This window comes from Mesorhizobium sp. B2-3-5 (assembly GCF_006442395.1).
GTDB lineage: Bacteria > Pseudomonadota > Alphaproteobacteria > Rhizobiales > Rhizobiaceae > Mesorhizobium.
On sequence record NZ_VFVX01000008.1, the window covers coordinates 145,550 to 161,233 of the forward strand.

General features: G+C 63.4%; 12 protein-coding genes and 1 pseudogene. 4 read left to right on the forward strand and 9 right to left on the reverse strand.

Translation table 11 applies throughout. The features are described from left to right. Nucleotides 1-59: 59 nt before the first annotated feature. Together FJ958_RS12440 and FJ958_RS12445 are read left to right on the forward strand one after the other, a co-directional pair. Nucleotides 60-848, forward strand: coding sequence for an acetoacetate decarboxylase (locus tag FJ958_RS12440; RefSeq protein ID WP_140742935.1), 789 nt, complete (start codon nt 60-62; stop codon nt 846-848). Continuing rightward, nucleotides 841-2,001, forward strand: a complete 1,161-nt coding sequence (locus FJ958_RS12445; protein ID WP_140742937.1) for a patatin-like phospholipase family protein — start codon at nt 841-843, stop codon at nt 1,999-2,001. The genes FJ958_RS12440 and FJ958_RS12445 overlap by 8 nt, the downstream gene beginning before the upstream one ends. A 418-nt stretch (nt 2,002-2,419) precedes the next feature. Here FJ958_RS12445 and FJ958_RS12450 read toward each other — a convergent pair whose 3' ends face one another. Then, entirely contained in the window at nt 2,420-4,030 is a 1,611-nt protein-coding gene (locus FJ958_RS12450; protein ID WP_140742939.1) for an inorganic phosphate transporter, read from the reverse strand. A gap of 106 nt (nt 4,031-4,136) precedes the next feature. On the opposite strand from FJ958_RS12450, the pseudogene FJ958_RS12455 reads away from it, so the two are divergent. Then, a pseudogene (locus tag FJ958_RS12455) lies at nt 4,137-4,331 on the forward strand (PfkB family carbohydrate kinase); the annotation flags it as partial. Nucleotides 4,332-4,362: 31 nt separating this feature from the next. On the opposite strand, the gene FJ958_RS12460 reads toward FJ958_RS12455, so the two are convergent. The 7 genes from FJ958_RS12460 to FJ958_RS12490 all read right to left on the reverse strand — a co-directional run bounded on the left by FJ958_RS12460 (nt 4,363) and on the right by FJ958_RS12490 (nt 14,406). After that, complete coding sequence (locus tag FJ958_RS12460) at nt 4,363-5,058, reverse strand: SDR family oxidoreductase (protein ID WP_140742941.1); 696 nt, start codon at nt 5,056-5,058, stop codon at nt 4,363-4,365. A gap of 1 nt (nt 5,059) precedes the next feature. Next, on the reverse strand, nt 5,060-6,463 hold the full coding sequence (locus tag FJ958_RS12465) for a GH1 family beta-glucosidase (protein WP_140742943.1): 1,404 nt from the start codon (nt 6,461-6,463) through the stop codon (nt 5,060-5,062). Beyond that, nucleotides 6,444-8,093, reverse strand: coding sequence for an amino acid ABC transporter permease (locus FJ958_RS12470; RefSeq protein ID WP_140742945.1), 1,650 nt, complete (start codon nt 8,091-8,093; stop codon nt 6,444-6,446). The genes FJ958_RS12465 and FJ958_RS12470 overlap by 20 nt, the downstream gene beginning before the upstream one ends. A gap of 65 nt (nt 8,094-8,158) precedes the next feature. Then, nucleotides 8,159-8,905: a transporter substrate-binding domain-containing protein gene (locus tag FJ958_RS12475; protein ID WP_140742947.1), complete on the reverse strand. Its 747-nt coding sequence runs from the start codon at nt 8,903-8,905 to the stop codon at nt 8,159-8,161. A 22-nt stretch (nt 8,906-8,927) separates the two neighbouring features. Further along, nucleotides 8,928-9,998 (reverse strand): LacI family DNA-binding transcriptional regulator, encoded by a 1,071-nt coding sequence (locus tag FJ958_RS12480; RefSeq protein ID WP_140742949.1) that lies wholly within the window; start codon nt 9,996-9,998, stop codon nt 8,928-8,930. Between the two features lie 219 nt (nt 9,999-10,217). Next, a complete protein-coding gene (locus FJ958_RS12485) occupies nt 10,218-11,231 on the reverse strand; it encodes an amino acid ABC transporter substrate-binding protein (protein WP_140742951.1) in 1,014 nt (337 codons plus the stop codon). Nucleotides 11,232-11,349: 118 nt separating this feature from the next. Beyond that, nucleotides 11,350-14,406 carry an aminotransferase class III-fold pyridoxal phosphate-dependent enzyme gene (locus FJ958_RS12490; protein WP_140742953.1) on the reverse strand — a complete coding sequence of 1,019 codons (3,057 nt, stop codon included), beginning with the start codon at nt 14,404-14,406 and terminating at the stop codon, nt 11,350-11,352. A gap of 130 nt (nt 14,407-14,536) precedes the next feature. Between FJ958_RS12490 and FJ958_RS12495 the strand changes: the two genes are divergently transcribed. Next, on the forward strand, nt 14,537-14,977 hold the full coding sequence (locus tag FJ958_RS12495) for an Lrp/AsnC family transcriptional regulator (RefSeq protein WP_140742955.1): 441 nt from the start codon (nt 14,537-14,539) through the stop codon (nt 14,975-14,977). Nucleotides 14,978-15,104: 127 nt separating this feature from the next. On the opposite strand, the gene FJ958_RS12500 is transcribed toward FJ958_RS12495, so the two are convergent. Beyond that, nucleotides 15,105-15,638, reverse strand: coding sequence for a TetR/AcrR family transcriptional regulator (locus tag FJ958_RS12500; RefSeq protein ID WP_140742957.1), 534 nt, complete (start codon nt 15,636-15,638; stop codon nt 15,105-15,107). Nucleotides 15,639-15,684 lie beyond the last annotated feature (46 nt).

Sequence of the window (15,684 nt, forward strand, 5' to 3'; positions counted from 1 at the left end):
CATTCCTGAACGCAATTCGCCTGACGAAACTTCACCTGACAAAACCTTGGGGGTGCAGCTTGGAAATCGCCGATGTTTTGAAGCGCGCCTATGCGATGCCGCTGACCAACCCGTCTTTTCCGCCCGGCCCCTACCGTTTCTTTGACCGCGAATACATCATCATCACCTACCGCACGACGCGCGAGGCGCTCGAAGCCGTCGTGCCGGCGCCGCTGGAGATCGACGAGCCGCTGGTCAAGTACGAATTCATCCGCATGCCCGATTCGACCGGCTTCGGCGACTACACCGAGACCGGCCAGGTCATCCCGGTGCGCTACAAGGGCCAGCATGGTGGCTACGTTCATTCCATGTATCTCGACGACGACGCGCCCATTGCCGGCGGGCGCGAACTGTGGGGGTTTCCAAAGAAGCTGGCCAATCCCAAAATCGTCCATGAGGGGGAGGTGATCGTCGGCACGCTGCACTATGGCAGCGTTCTGTGCGCCACCGGCACGATGGGCTACAAGCACCGCGAGGCCGACCACGATTCCGTGCTTGCCTCGCTCGCCGCCCCCAATTTCCTGATCAAGATCATCCCGCATGTCGACGGCACGCCACGCATCTGCGAGCTGGTGCGCTATTACCTGACCGACATAACACTGAAGGAAGCCTGGACGGCGCCGGCCGCGCTCGATCTGCGGCCCCACGTCATGGCCGACGTGGCGAAGCTGCCGGTGCTCGACATCGTGTCCGCCGTCCACTTCAAAGCCGATCTGACGCTCGGGTTGGGCGAGGTGGTCCACGACTATCTTGCCGGTCACGGCCAGCTCGCAAACAGCACAACCCTGCCGGAGAAAATTCGTGCTTGAACGCAACCGAAACAAGGAAGCCGCCGCCACCATCGAGGAGATCTCGGCGCAATACGACCGCGTCGCGCTGGTGTTCCAGGGCGGCGGTGCGCTCGGCGCCTACCAGGCCGGCGTCTACCAGGCGCTGGCCGAGGCCGGCTGCGAGCCGAGCTGGCTGTCCGGCGTCTCGATCGGCGCCATCAACGCCGCGATCATTGCCGGCAATGAGTCCAGCCGCCGGCTGCAGCGGCTGGAGCAGTTCTGGCAGACGATCTCGGGCCGCAAGATCTGGTCGTATACGCCGGAGGGCGACATCTACCGCGACATCCGCAACCGCACCTCCTCGTGGATGACGATGACCATGGGCCAGCCCGGCTTCTTCAAGCCGCGCAGTCCCAACCCCTGGTTCGAGCATGCCGGCGCCGAGGGCGCCACCAGCTTCTACGACACCGCCGAACTGAAGGACACGCTGGAGAGTCTGATCGACTTCAATGTCCTGAATGACGGCAGGAAGCGGCTAAGCGTCGGCGCGGTCAATGTCCGGACCGGCAACTTCGTCTATTTCGACACCGACAAGGTGCGCATCGGACCCGAGCACATCATGGCCAGCGGCGCGCTGCCTCCCGCCTTCCCGTCGGTCCGCATCGAGGGCGAGTACTACTGGGACGGCGGCATCGTCTCCAACACGCCGCTGCAGTATCTGCTCGACCAGGAAGAGGACCGCTCCTCGCTGGTGTTCCAGGTCGATCTGTTCAGCGCCCGCGGCGTCCTGCCACGCGGCATGGCCGACGTGCTGTCGCGCCACAAGGACATCATGTATTCCAGCCGCACGCGCCAGAATACCGACAATTTCCAGCGCATCCACGCGCTCAAGATGAAGCTGCTCGAGGCGCTGAAGCGCGTGCCCCCCGAGTTGCTGAAAGACGGCGAGAAGGAGCTGATCGCCGACTATTCCAACGCCGGCGTCGTCAACATCGTCCACCTGATCTACCAGCACAAGGGCTACGAGGGACACGCCAAGGACTATGAATTCTCCGGCACCTCGATGCGCGAGCACTGGGAGATGGGCCTGGAGGACACGCAGCGCACCTTGCGTCATCGCCAGTGGCTGACCCTGCCGACCAATGTCGAGGGCGTCGCCATCCACGATCTGCACCGCGAGGACCCGACCTAGCCAAACCCGTGCGGTGATTTTTCACCGGGTATCTCAGGTATCTATTGTCAGCGAGATTCCAGTCGCTCGATCGAGCGGGTCGCCGTTCAAGATTTGCCGGGGCCCCTTGTGCCGTTGGGCGCAGCGACGCGAAGCGGAACGAAGACCCAGGGATCCACGCCGTTACCTTGATCGAAGAGTGCGGCGAAGCAGATTTCCGCACCGTAGCAACGCTTTGAAGTCTTGGCATGGATGCTGGGGGCTGCGCCGCGCCGCTTTGCTCCAGGATGACGAAGCGATGGGCGTTTCGCGCCAATCTCCAAGGCATGCGCCGGCCAACGCAAATGCACGCACTCTCTTCAGACTTGCCCCTCGCTCAACGAAAAAGGCAGCGCCGGTCGCTGGCGCTGCCCTTATGTTCGAGAACTCTCGGCTCCGCTCAGAACACCTGGCGGAAGACGATGAACAGCACGAAAGCGAGCGTGATCGAGCACGGCAGGGTCAACACCCAGGCCAGCAACAGGTTGCGCACCGTCGACCATTGCAAGCCCGAGCCGTTGGCGGCCATCGTTCCGGCGACGCCCGACGACAGCACGTGGGTGGTCGACACGGGCATGCCGAGCCGGTCCGCCATGCCGATGGTCACCATGGCGACGAGTTCGGCGGCAGCACCCTGGCCGTAGGTCAGGTGGCTCTTGCCGATCTTTTCGCCGACAGTGACGACAATGCGCTTCCAGCCGACCATCGTGCCCAGTCCGAGGGCCAGCGCGACAGCCACCTTCACCCAGAGCGGGATGAACTTCGTCGCATTGTCGACGGCCTTGTGGTAGTCGGTCACCGCCTTCAGGTCGTCGTCTTTCATCGGCAGCAGCTTCTTCTTGTCGATCAGCTTCAGCGCTTCGCCGATCAGGTAGATGTCGTTTCGCGCGTTGCTGACCAGATCGGTCGGCACCTTTTCGACCGAAGCGTAAGGCTGCAGCTCGGCAGTTGTGTTGTGAATATAGGCCTGCAGAGCAACGGTCGTCTGATCGTTCCACGTCTTGCTGCGCACGGCTTCCTGCACGGCTGCCTTTGCAGCATTGGCATCGGCAACGGTGACGCCGGGCTTGACATATTTGCCCAGCGCCGTCTCGACGTTGACGGAAGCCGACTTGTAGGCCTCGAGATAGTTGATGTCGGGCGTGCGGTTGAGCGCGTAGGCGGTCGGCACGACGCCGATCAGGATGAGCATGATCAGGCCCATGCCTTTCTGTCCGTCATTGGAGCCGTGCGCGAAGCTGACGCCGGTGCAGGTGAAGATCAGCAAGGCGCGGATCCACCAGGGCGGCGGGGCATTGCCCTTCGGCGCTTCATAGAGAGCCGGGTTGCGCACCAGCAACTTCATTACATAGAGCAGGATGGCGGCGGCGAAGAAGCCGACGATCGGCGAGACGAGCAAGGTGGTGCCGACATTGGTCGCCTGCCCCCAATCGACGCCGCTGGTGGCGCTGCCGGCCGGCGCCATGAACTGGTTGGCGAGGCCGACGCCGATGATCGAGCCGACCATCGTGTGCGAGCTCGACGCCGGCAGGCCAAGGAACCAGGTGCCGAGGTTCCACAGAATCGCCGCGACGAGCAGCGCGAACACCATGGCGAAGCCCGAGGAGGAGCCGACCTGCAGGATGAGCTCGACCGGCAGCAGTGACAGGATGCCGAAGGCGACCGCGCCGCTCGAGGTGAGCACTCCGAGGAAATTGAAAACGCCCGACCACATCACGGCGAATTCGGCCGGCAGGGAGCGCGTGTAGATGACGGTCGCCACCGCATTGGCGGTGTCGTGGAAACCGTTGACGAATTCGAAGCCGAGCGCGATCAGCAGGGCGATGCCGAGCAGGATCCAGGGCACGGTCTTGGCTACCGCCAGATCCTGGCTCAGCGCGTAACCGACATAGACGATGCCGACCAGCACCAGCACGCCGAAGGCGGGCAGGAACCACTTCGCACTGCCTGATTGCTCGAGCGGATGCTCCGGTCTCGGGATGCCCGCTTCACTAGAAACTATGTCCACCATGTCCCACTCCTTTTGCATTGCAGCAAAGACCTGGGAAGGACGCTATGTCCGCACGATGAACCCTGTGTGACGCGAAGAGGCGGCTTTGCGCCTATGCCGGACCAGCCCGGAGCAGGCCGCGCGAGAAATCCGCTCCAGCATGCGCGAAGGCGCGACCTTCGTCGTCAAGCGCGGACCGCGAGGCGCCATCTCCATCGGCCCCGATAGCACGCTTGTCGAGGCCGTCGCATCCGATGTCCGCGTTGTCGACACGATCGGTGCCGGCGATGTCTTCAACGCCGCTTTCCTGGCAGCCATGGCGGCATCCAGCGTGGAGACCGGGTGCTTTTCGACTACCACCCGATGGGCACGCCGTCGAACGTCTGGAAGGAGCCGCTATCTCCAGGCGTCGCACTATCGATGATCGTGCGCAGGCCCCGCGCACTGTCCTCGACCGCCAGAACCGCCTGATCGCCTCCCATATCCGTCTTTACCCAACCTGGATGGAGCGACAACACCGTTATCCCGTCGACGCGCAAATCCTGCGCCAACTGGGCGCAGACCATGTTGAGCGCTGACTTCGAGCAGCGGTAGGCATAGTCGTCGTCATAATCATCGAGCAGCCCCTCAGCCATCGACCCCGCCCGGCTGCCGATGTTGGCGATGACGCGCATGCGCCCCGCAACCAGGTTCGGGCGCAGCGCCCTCGCCAGCAACAACGGACCGAGCGTGTTCGTCCGCATGACCTTCAGGAATTCATCCGGGGCAAAGCTGTGCAGGCCAGGGATCTCGCTGCGGATGGCGGCATTGTTGACAAGCACATCCACGGGTCTGCCGGTGAGCCGCGTGGCAAGGTCGCAAATGGAAGCGGGATCGGCGACATCGAGCGGCTGGAACTCGATTCGACCCGTGCAACCTTGAGCCGGATGCGTGCGCCCGCAACCGATCACGCGCCAGCCATGGTGGGCGTATTGCAACGCCAGCTCGTGGCCGAGCCCGCGCCCGGCGCCAGTTATAAGGACCGTGCCGCCATGCCCTTCCGCAGCCAAGTCAGGCGCTCTTGGCGACCGGCACGGTTTCCTGCCGGGCAATCATGGCGTAGACCTCGCCGGAATATTTGATGTGGCGTTGCTGCGTGGCGAAATCGACATGGGTGATGCCGAACGGTGTCGTATAGCCATAGGCCCATTCGAAATTGTCGGTCAGTGTCCAGGCGAAATAACCCCGCACCGGCACGCCCTCGCCCGCCGCCTTGGCCACTTGCTCGAGATGATCGACGTAGTAGGCGGCGCGCAGATCGTCCCAGACACGCCCGTCGTCGCCAACCTTTTCCGGCGTCGTGGCGACGCCGTTCTCGGAAATGTAGATTGCCTGCGGCGCATAGCGGTCGTTCACATAGCGCAGGATGTCGTACATGCAGCGCGGCCATATCTCGTAATCGACCGCCGAATAGATGCCTTTCGGTTGCACCCGTCGATAGCTTAGCGGCGCGAGTTCGTCACCCGCCGCGATCACCGAGCGACGGTAGATGTTGATGCCCAGATAGTCCACCGGCGCGGCGATGATCTGATTATCCCGGGCATCGACCGGCGGCAGCAGATCGCCGTAGAGCTCCAGCATGTCCTGCGGGTATGTGCCCGTGAAGACGGCGTCGAGAAACCAGCGGTTCTGGGCGCCGTCGAAGCGCCATGTCGCCGCGACATCGCGCGGATCATCGGTAGCGGCCTCCGCGACGTTGAGATCGAAGACGATGCCGACTGACGCATCCGCTACCTCGGCCCGGATGACTGGAACAGCCAGGCCATGACCCAGCAATGCATGATGACTTGCAGTCACGCCGCCTTTCACACCATCCCGCAATCCCGGCGCATCCTCACCGGTCGCGTGTCCCGACCAGCAGAAGGTCCAGGGCTCGTTGAGCGTCGTCCATTTCTTGACGCGATCGCCGAAGCTGCGGGCGGCAAGCCCGGCATAATCGGCAAAGGCGGTGGCGGTTTCGCGACTGTACCAGCCGCCACGGTCTTGCAACGCCTGCGGAAGGTCCCAGTGGTAGAGCGTTGCATAGGGCTCGACGCCGGCTTCAAGCAGATCGTCGACCAGCCGATCGTAGAAGGCGATACCCTTGGCGCTGGCGTCGCCTCGACCTTCGGGAAGAAGCCGCGTCCAGGCGAGGGAAAAGCGATAGGCGCCAAGGCTGAGCGCCTTGAGCACAGCGATATCTTCCTTCCAGCGATGATAGTGATCGCAGGCTATATCACCGCTCGAGCCATCCACGATCACGCCGGGAACACGGCAGAACCGGTCCCAGATGCTTTCGCCCTTGCCGTCCGCGTCATGCGCGCCCTCGATCTGATAGGCCGCGGTCGCGGCGCCGAACACGAAGCCTTGCGGAAAGACCAGACCGGCGGCGCGGGCTTCAAGGGTCCGGCGTGCGTTATCGATGCTTGATGTCATATTTTCTCTCGATGGTGCTGACGAGGCTTGCCGCCGCCAACGTCAGGAAAATGTAGAAGATGGCGGCTGAGTTGTAGGGCGCGAACGGCAGGAAACTTGCCGACTGGAATTCCCGCATACGCTGCGTGATGTCACGGATCGACAGGATAGAGAGCAAGGACGTGTCCTTGAGGATGGCGATCAGTTCGTTGCCGAGCGGCGGAATGATGATGCGGAAGGCTTGCGGCAGCACAACCAGCCGGGCAGTACGCCAGCCATTGAGGCCGAGACTGTGTGCTGCCTCGATCTGGCCCGCAGGGATTGCATTGATGCCGGAACGAAATATTTCGGCGAGATAGGCCGAATAGGCCAGCGCCATGGCGGCAATGCCGCGCACCAGGTTCGGCGGATCGACCACGCCCTGCGTCGCGTCCTTGAGCGCGCCGGCGAGCGGCAGGCCGACATAGAGAACGATAACCAGCATCGGGATGCCACGGATCGTGTCGACGATGAATTCCGAGCCGATCGAGAGCGGGTGTCTGCGGTGGATATGACCGCCGAAGGTCAGCAGCCCAAGCACGATCGCCAGCACCGCGAGCGTAATGCCGAACGCCTTGTCGCGATCGTTCAACGCCTCTGCTTGCCACAGCACGGGCAATGCGCCCGGCGCCGTTGCGGCGGGAACAAGTGCCGCGCTGATATCGGGAGCCTTGCCGATCGCGTCGAGCGCTTCCGGCGCGCCACGAAAGGTGCGCAGCGGCACATCGCGGTCGGGACCCCCGGGAAATTGCCCGTAGCGGACGGGACCAAGTATCCCCGACGGGGTCCCGGCCGTGACCGCGACCTTCCCGGCGAGAGACCCCACAAGCACATAGCTGTCGCGTGGCTGAAGCAGGAACCACGCGGCAGCGCAGATCATGAGGATGGTTGCCGCGATGCAGGTCAGGTCTGCCCGCCAGCTGTATTTGAGTTTGAGGAGCCCGACCCAGAGCAAGCCCATCATTGCCGCCAGCATGTAGGCGGCGACGGCCGCCCGGATCGTCGTGGCGACGCCCGCCGCGAATGCGATATGCGCGAAAAGCAGGATGAAGACCAACCCTGCGCCGTTCACCGCCGCAAGTGCGAAGCGGGAACAACGGTGCGTCGCGTTGCCGGTGCCATTGCGGGCGGCGATGAAGAATGCACCGAGGAGCACGATCGTCAGGCCGAAATAGGCTCGCAACAGGAGTGCGGCCTGGCCGCGCACCATGAGGTCGGCGGCATCCGTCAATCGCCGCGGCGTAACGCCTTGAACCACCAGATTGGAGGTGAACGGATCGACGGCGTTCGCCACGACCGAGGCCACGAAGGGATAGGCGACGCCGGTTGTCGCAAGCACCATCGCGGCGGCAAGGTTGACCCCGGCGGCGACCGTCGCGAGACGCGGTGACCTGGACGAAGCGCGCGAGAACACGACCACGGCAAGACCGGCGAAAAAGGCGACAGCCAGCACCAGAAAGCCAGGCACGAAGACCGACGAGCCGTTCTCCACGCCCAGGATGGCGCGAAGCGATCGCTGGTAGTTGATCGACGAAGCGAAGAGATAGACGATGAACGGCAAAGCCGCCACGATGATCAGATTGCTGGGCCGCAGGCGCATCAGAAACTGCATCCGGTCCCGTCCCTCCCTCACGGCGGCTCCGGCGCCCGGCACCGGAGCCGAAGTCTTTCAGGCAGTTATTTCACGCCCCAGTATTTGGCGATCAGCGCGTCGAGGCTGCCATCGGCCTTGATGGCCTTCAGCCCTTCGTTGAAGGCGGCGACATTCTCGTCACCCTTGCGGAAGACCAGCCCCAGGGGATCGGATTGGAGATTCCTGATCGGCACCACCAGTTCGCCCGCGAATTCCTTTTCATACGCGGCCGCATTGGCGCCGTTGATCACGACGCCGTCCACGTCCTTGTTCTTCAGCGCTATGACGGAGGCGGCGAAACTGTCATACGCGACCACATTGTCCTTGCCGACGATGCTTTCGGCGACCTGTGCGTCGGTGGTGTTGGCTTGCGCCGAGAGCTTCTTGCCTTTCGCCTTGAAGTCATCGAGGGACAGGCCCTCGTCTTCAACGCGCATGAGGACGGCCTGACTGTTGATGATGTAGGGGTCCGAGAAATCCATCGCCTTCTTGCGTTCGTCGGTGATGGATACGCCGGAGGCGACCAGGTCGAAACTTCCCTGGTCGAGAGCGGCGAAGATACCATCCCAGCCGGTGGTGACGAATTCAGCCTTGCAGTTGATCTTGCCGCAGACCGCCTTGATCACATCGACGTCGAAACCGACGATCTGGCCGCTCGCCGCGTCGACGCTTTCCATCGGCGGCGAGGTGGTGTCGGAACCCACCTTCAGGACCTTGCCTCCGAGGTCGGCGCCGCCGGCAGTGCCGGCCGTCAATAGCGTCAGCGCAAGTCCGATCAGAATCTTCTTCATGTTCTTTCCTCCCATGTCATGATTAGCGGCGGTTTCGCCCGCCGAGATTGTCCGGCTGCCGGCCGATGAGCTCGGGTCTCGAGACCATGGTGAGCTTTGAGGGATCCTCGCCCGCCATGCGTCGCAGCAGAAACTCCCCGAGCTTGCGGCCGAGGAGTTCGATTGGCTGGTAGAATGTCGTGATCGGCGGGGTGAAGTACGCGCTGACGTTGATATCGTCATAGGCGATGACGTCGACATCCACCCCGACGCGCCGGTCGAGGCTGCCCAGCGCCGACAGGACGCCCAGGGTGGTGGATTCGTTGATGCACACCAGGGCGGTGGGCGGGCTGGGCAAGCCAAGTAGTCTGAGCGCGCTGTCACGGCCGAAGCGGGTGGACAGATCGCCGTCGGCCACAAGGTCCATCGATGTGGCAAGCCCTGCCTCGTCGAAGGCGCGCGAAAAGCCGTCAATCCTGTCCAGGGCATAGGAAAGACGGCGATCCGCGTTGATCAGCGCTATCCGCCGATGTCCGCCCGCTATCAGCCGGGCCGTGGCGGTGAATGCCGCCCATTCATTGTCGACATCGACATGGGCATAGGTGAGCGGCTTGCGGCATCGGCCAAGCGACACGAACGGAAAATCGCTTTCGACCAGCATGTCGATACGCGGATCGTCGGCTTGCACGCCGGAAAAGATCAGGCCGTCGGCCGCGCTCTGGTCGACGATGCGGCGGGCTGTGTCGAAAGCGTCGCCGAAATCCCGGAAACCGTGAACGGAGAGCTGATAGTCGCTGTTTTCCAGCGCCTGGCTTATGCCGCTCAGGATCTGTGTGTATTCAACGCCGTCCCACTCATAGCCGGCAGCGGACGTTATCGGCATCAGCACCGCCGCCCGATAGGTCTTGCCGGTCCTCAGCGCCATGCCTCGGATGTTCGCCTGATAGCCCAGAGTCCGCGCTGCGGCGACGATGGCGTCCCTGGTCTGCTGGGCGACCACGGGGGAACCGCGCAGAGCCTTCGAGACGGTGGCGATCGAAAAACCCGTGTGGGCCGCCAACGTCTTGATCGTCGGCGAAAGTTCCCGATGCTCGGATTTTTTGCTCGCTGCCATGGACCGCTGCTTCTCAAGGGTCAGCATCCGTAACATCGGATAAAAACGTTTTCAAGAAGGATAAAAACGTTTTTATGTCCAAATTCCGGACATCGATCGAAGAGCGGCGATGATGCGCGACGGCACACATCACCGCTCCGTTCCGTGAAGTGGAATGGCCGGGCAAGGAGCCTGGGCCCGTTGCCGGCCCGGCACCAAACAAGCGTTCGGCTTCAGGCCTCAGCGCGCGGGTGGCGCATACATCAGGCCGCCGGCATTCCACAGCGCGTTGATGCCGCGCGCGATCTTCAACTGGCTCGACTGGCCGAGATTGCGTTCGAAGATCTCGCCATAATTGCCGAGCTTGGCGACGATGTTGTAGGCGAAGGCCGGTTCGAGCCCGATCTGCTTGCCGTTGTCGCCCTCGACACCGAGGAACCGGCGGATCGTCGGGTTCTGCGACTTCAGCGAGGCTTCCGCATTGGCTTGCGTGATGCCGTCCTCTTCCGCCTCGATCAGCGAGAACAGCGTCCAGCGCACGACATCGAACCACTTGTCGTCGCCCTTGCGTACGGCCGGACCCAGCGGCTCCTTCGAGATGATCTGCGGCAGCACCATGAAGGCCGCGGGATCGGTCAGCTTCAGGCGCTGCGCATAGAGCGCCGAAGCGTCCGTGGTGTAGACGTCGCAACGGCCGCTGTCGAACGCCTTGATGATGCTGTCGGCGGAATCGATGACGACCGCCTCGTACTTCATCTTGTTGGCGGTGAAGTAGTCGGCGACGTTCTGCTCGGTGGTGGTGCCTTGTTCCGCACACACCGTTGCGCCAGAGAGCTTCAGCGCGCTATCCACGCCGAGGTCCTTGCGCACCATGAAGCCCTGGCCGTCATAATAGGCGGCGCCGACGAAGTGGATGCCCATGCCCGTGTCGCGCGACAAGGTCCAGGTCGACTGCCGCGACAGGATATCGACGGTGCCGGCCTGCAGCGCCGTGAAGCGCTCCTTGGTCGACAGCGGCACGTAGCTGACCTTGTCGGGGTCGCCGAAAACGGCGGCTGAAACCGCGCGGCAGAAATCGATGTCGAAGCCGCTCCATTTTCCCTGGTCGTCGGGTGCTGAGAAGCCGGCCACCCCCTGGCTGACGCCACACAGGATCGAGCCCCTCTGCTTGACGATGTCGAATGTGTCCGCCTTTGCCGGAGCGGCCAGCGTGGCCGCTCCGAGGGCGAGCGCGGTGATCAATGCATGTCTCATGGTTCCTCCCTTGATGAGGCAAAGCCTCTCCTGCCGCCGGCACGTGAAGCACCGGACTTCGTGAAAATCGCTGTCGTTCTGTCAATTCACGCACCGCCAGACGGTGCGCTGGTCTGTCCTAAGCCTCTTGCGCCAGAACCGCCGTCAGCGTCTCGTCGAGAACGCCGACAAGATGATCGGCATTGGCCCGGCTGAAGATCATCGGCGGGCGCATCTTCAGGACATTGTCATGCGGTCCCTCGGTGCCGATCAGCACGCCGCGTGCCCGAACGCCGTCATTGATGCGGCGGGCAAGCGCTGTCGCCGGCGCCTTGGTTTTGCGGTCCGCGACCAGTTCGATGCCGAGGAAGAGCCCCTGGCCACGCACGTCGCCGACGATCTCGTAACGATCCTGCAAGGCCTTGAAGCGCGCCATGAGATAACAGCCTATCTCCTGCGCATTGCGCCTCAGGTCGTCGCGCTCGATGACGTCGAGCACCGCGAGCCCTGCCGCGCAGGACACCGGATTGCCGCCGAAAGTGTTGAAATACTCCATGCCATTGTTGAACGAGGCGGCGATCTCGGCGGTGGTCACCACGGCCGCCATCGGGTGGCCGTTGCCGATCGGCTTGCCCATGGTGACGACGTCTGGCGTTACCCCCTGGGTTTCGAAAGCCCACCAATGGCTGCCGACGCGGCCAAAGCCGACCTGCACCTCGTCGGCGACGCAGATGCCGCCGGCGGCGCGCACCATCGCGTAGACTTCCTTGAGATAGCCATCGGGCAGGAACACCTGGCCGGCAACGCTGGGAATCGATTCCGCCAGGAACAGGCCGGGTGCGCGGCCTTGCCTCGCCATGTCGGCGATCTGCTCGGCGACGCTTTCGGCAAAGCGCCTCGCATGCTCGCCAACAGGCCATTCAGCCGGTGCACGGTAGCTGTCTGGAATGGCCGCCTCGAACACATGCGCCGGGCGCCCCTTGCCGCCCTTGCGCTTGTATTTGTAGGGGCTGAGGTCGATCAGCTCCTGCGTCGTGCCGTGATAGGCCCAGTCGAGCACGATCGCGTCGCTGCGGCCGGTATGGGTGCGCGCCATGCGCAGCATCAGGCTGTTGGCCTCGCTGCCCGAACAGGCGAAGGAGGCCACGGACAGCCCGGCCGGCAGCGTCGCCGTCAGCCGCTCCGCATAGGTGACGATCGCGTCGTGCAGGTAGCGTGTGTTGGTGTTGAGCTTTGCCGCCTGCCTCGCGATCGCGTCCACCACGTCAGGATGGGCATGGCCGAGATGGCAGACATTGTTGAAGCAGTCGAGATAGGCGCGGCCGCGATCGTCGATCAGCCAGGCGCCTTCGCCGCGCACGAACTTGATCGGCTCGGAATAGGAGATGGAGAGATTGGGCAGCAGCGACGCCTTGCGCGCGGCAACGATCTCCGGGCGTGACCGGCCACTCTGCTGGAAGGTTTCAGGCGGGATGCCGGCGAGTTCGGCGGCATCCGGAAACAGTTCCTTCCACACGTCGAGATAGCGCTCTTCACCCACCCCAAGGATGTCGCGTGCGGCAAGACTGGTATCCGTCGATATCTGGAAATGCAGATGCGGCGCCCAGCCGCCATTTTCCGCAGGTAGGCCCATCTCGCCGACAAGCGCGCCCGCTTCCAGGCGGTCGCCGGCCTTCAGCCGCCGTCCAGCCTCATGCGCCATGTGGCCCCACAGGGTGATGAAGGGCGGGCAGCCCTGCGGCGCATGCTCCAGCGCCACCAGGCAGCCATAGCCAAGTGGATCCTCCTCGATCTCGACGCTTCTGACCGTGGCGGCGAGCGGCGTGTAAAGCCTTGTACCCGCCGGCATGAAAAGGTCGAGACCGAGATGGTTGGCGCGCCGCGCGCCCTCCACGAAACGCGACTGGAAGATGTCGCTTGTATAGACCGTGCGGGCCTCGCCCCACGGACCAATGCCGAGCGCAATGCCATGTTCGGCGCAATAGGCATCCCACCATGCTGTCGCCTTGTCGGGCTGTTGCGCGGCCGATGTCACCGTCATCGGATTTTGCGGATCGCCGTAGGGCACAAGCGCCTTGGCAAGCGTCGCCGGATGGCGGTCGAGGATTGGCGCAAGATGCGCACGGTTTGCCGCGATCCAACCTGTCACGGCGCGGGCTCCGGGAGCGGCTTCGAAGCCGCAGGCATGGCGCAGGATCGCCGTGGCGAAGCGCCGGTTCATCCTGCCCAGACGATTGAGCAGCCGCCAGGCCGGCGCTTCCGAGATCGACAGGTAAGGATTGTTGGCGGTCCGCTCCTTGCGCGCCGCCGACAGCGTCACCGAGGTGACGAGACGCATGGCGATGAGGTCGAAGAGCAGGTCGAGTTCCTCTTCGCGCAGCGGATACTCGGCGTGGAAGCCGGCGGCCAACCGTGCGGCCGCGCCAATCGGATCCTCGGCATCGAGGATGGCATAGGCGCAGGCGACGGCGACCTCGGCGATCAGCACGCTGTGCAAGGCATCGCCGAAATCGATCAGCCCGGCGACACGCTCGGGCTTTTCGGGATCGACGAGCACGTTCCAGTCATTGGCGTCGTTGTGGATCACCTGTGCCCGCAATGCAGGCAGGCGAGGCGCCACCTCGGCGTCGAAATGATCGAGCAACCGCTCCACCAAGGCGCGGTCCCGGTCATCACCGATGTGGTGAAGGCGCTGCCGCGCGCGACCGGCCTGGCGAATGTCCCAGTCGAACGAGCGCAGCGCGCCGGGATGAATGAAGCCCTGCAGGGCGCGGTCAAGCCGGCCAAGCGCACCGCCGAGGCTTTCAAGCAGCGCCGGCGTGGTCTGGCTCTCTGCCAGCGGCTGTCCGGCGAGCCATGACACCATACGCACGGCATGATCTTCGCCGCCCGTGCCCTTGGCATGCGCGAGCGAAGCGCCCCGTGCCGTCTTCCTGAGATGCGGTACGGCGAGATCCGGGCTGTTGCGCTCGAGGTGGTCGAACAACGCCGTCTGGAATTCGCTCTCGGCCAGCGGCTCGCTGGCGTTGACGATTTTCAGGATCCAGAGCGAGCGGTCGGGAGCAGCCAGCTTGAAATTCTGGTCGCGCTCGCTGTCGAGCGGCGTGACGCTGCCGGCAATGCCGAAGTGCCGCGTGGCGAGATCGACTGCCTCGCCTTGCGAGAATTGAGGTGCCGGGTGGGAGACGTTGGTCATCTGAAATCCGCATCTGCTTTGTCAAAGCTTGGCATGGGCCAAAAAATCGGGCATCCGGCAAAGCGTCGGTTGCGCCGGCACAATGACCGCATTGGCCGGCACATTAACGGAGCCAGGGGAGCGTGGCACGATGAGGGAACTGGACGCCAAGGATCGGGACATTCTGGCCATCCTGTCGAAGGAGGCCCGCATCCCGCTGAAGACGCTTGCCGGGCGCATCGGTCTGTCGCGCAGCGCGACGAGCGAGCGGGTGGCGTCGCTGGAGAAGAGCGGCGTTATCAGGGGTTACCGGGCCGATATCGGTCAGATGGACAAAGGCCTGGTCCGCGCCTTCCTGCTGGTCACGCTGATCCGCACGCCCTCCATCGGCATTCTCGACCAGCTGGCGCGCTATCCGGAAGTGCGGCGGGTGTCATCGGTGAGCGGCCAGCTCGATCTCATCGTCGAGGTCGAGGTGCCATCGATCGACAGGCTGAATACGGTGCGGGACCTCATTGCCACGCTCGGCGGCGTCGAGGACCTGACGACCGCGATTGTCCTGCGCAGGGATATCGAACGCGCCGTGGAGTGATCCCTAGAGCATGATGCCGAAAAGTGTGAAACGGTTTCGGACGACATCATGCTCTATCCGGCTCTAGACAGCGATCGTCTCTCTCGCTCCGTTTTCGCCACGCTCAAGCTCTATCTATTGGCTCTATCTATTTGGCGATTTCCAGCAGGGAAGACACCAGCAGCTCGCGTTCGTCTTTCGACAGCACATCGGAATCGAAGAGGTTCATGCTGCGCAGCCCCTCGATGGCGAGATAGCAGACCAGCAGCGATCTGAGGTCGTTCGTCTCGCCCTTCAGCCGTTCGAAGAGCTGCCGCTTGAATATCTTTATCGGCGTCATGAAATCGGGATCCTCGGCGATCGCCGAAAAGATCCAGGAGGCAGAGGGTTGCTTTTCCTCGCAATCATTGGCCGACAGCCTGATGTAGACGGCGAGCGGGTTTTTGCCATTGTCATTGCTGTTGGCCGCCTCCAGCGCTTGCTCGAATTCGCGCAGATAGCCCTCGACCAGCCCTTGCATCAGTTTGGCCTTGGTCGGAAAATTGTAGAGCAGCCCGCCTTTCGATACGCCGGCGCGGCTGGCGACGGCTTCCAGCGACAGGCTTCCGGGGCCGGACTCCCGTGCCACGTCAGCCGCCGCGGCGAGAATTTTCTCGCGCGAATTCGTTTTTCGGGCTCTCATGGCGCCTCCCATCGCAAGCTTAGGCCCAATTGACAAGACCGTCCAG

Excerpts from the sequence above, each read along its gene's own strand:
- FJ958_RS12485 (WP_140742951.1), bottom strand. The coding sequence starts at position 11,231 with ATGAGACATGCATTGATCACCGCGCTCGCCCTCGGAGCGGCCACGCTG.
- FJ958_RS12450 (WP_140742939.1), bottom strand. The coding sequence starts at position 4,030 with ATGGTGGACATAGTTTCTAGTGAAGCGGGCATCCCGAGACCGGAGCAT.
- FJ958_RS12470 (WP_140742945.1), bottom strand. The coding sequence starts at position 8,093 with ATGCAGTTTCTGATGCGCCTGCGGCCCAGCAATCTGATCATCGTGGCG.
- FJ958_RS12480 (WP_140742949.1), bottom strand. The coding sequence starts at position 9,998 with ATGGCAGCGAGCAAAAAATCCGAGCATCGGGAACTTTCGCCGACGATC.
- FJ958_RS12475 (WP_140742947.1), bottom strand. The coding sequence starts at position 8,905 with ATGAAGAAGATTCTGATCGGACTTGCGCTGACGCTATTGACGGCCGGC.
- FJ958_RS12500 (WP_140742957.1), bottom strand. The coding sequence starts at position 15,638 with ATGAGAGCCCGAAAAACGAATTCGCGCGAGAAAATTCTCGCCGCGGCG.
- FJ958_RS12490 (WP_140742953.1), bottom strand. The coding sequence starts at position 14,406 with ATGACCAACGTCTCCCACCCGGCACCTCAATTCTCGCAAGGCGAGGCA.
- FJ958_RS12495 (WP_140742955.1), top strand. The coding sequence starts at position 14,537 with ATGAGGGAACTGGACGCCAAGGATCGGGACATTCTGGCCATCCTGTCG.
- FJ958_RS12465 (WP_140742943.1), bottom strand. The coding sequence starts at position 6,463 with ATGACATCAAGCATCGATAACGCACGCCGGACCCTTGAAGCCCGCGCC.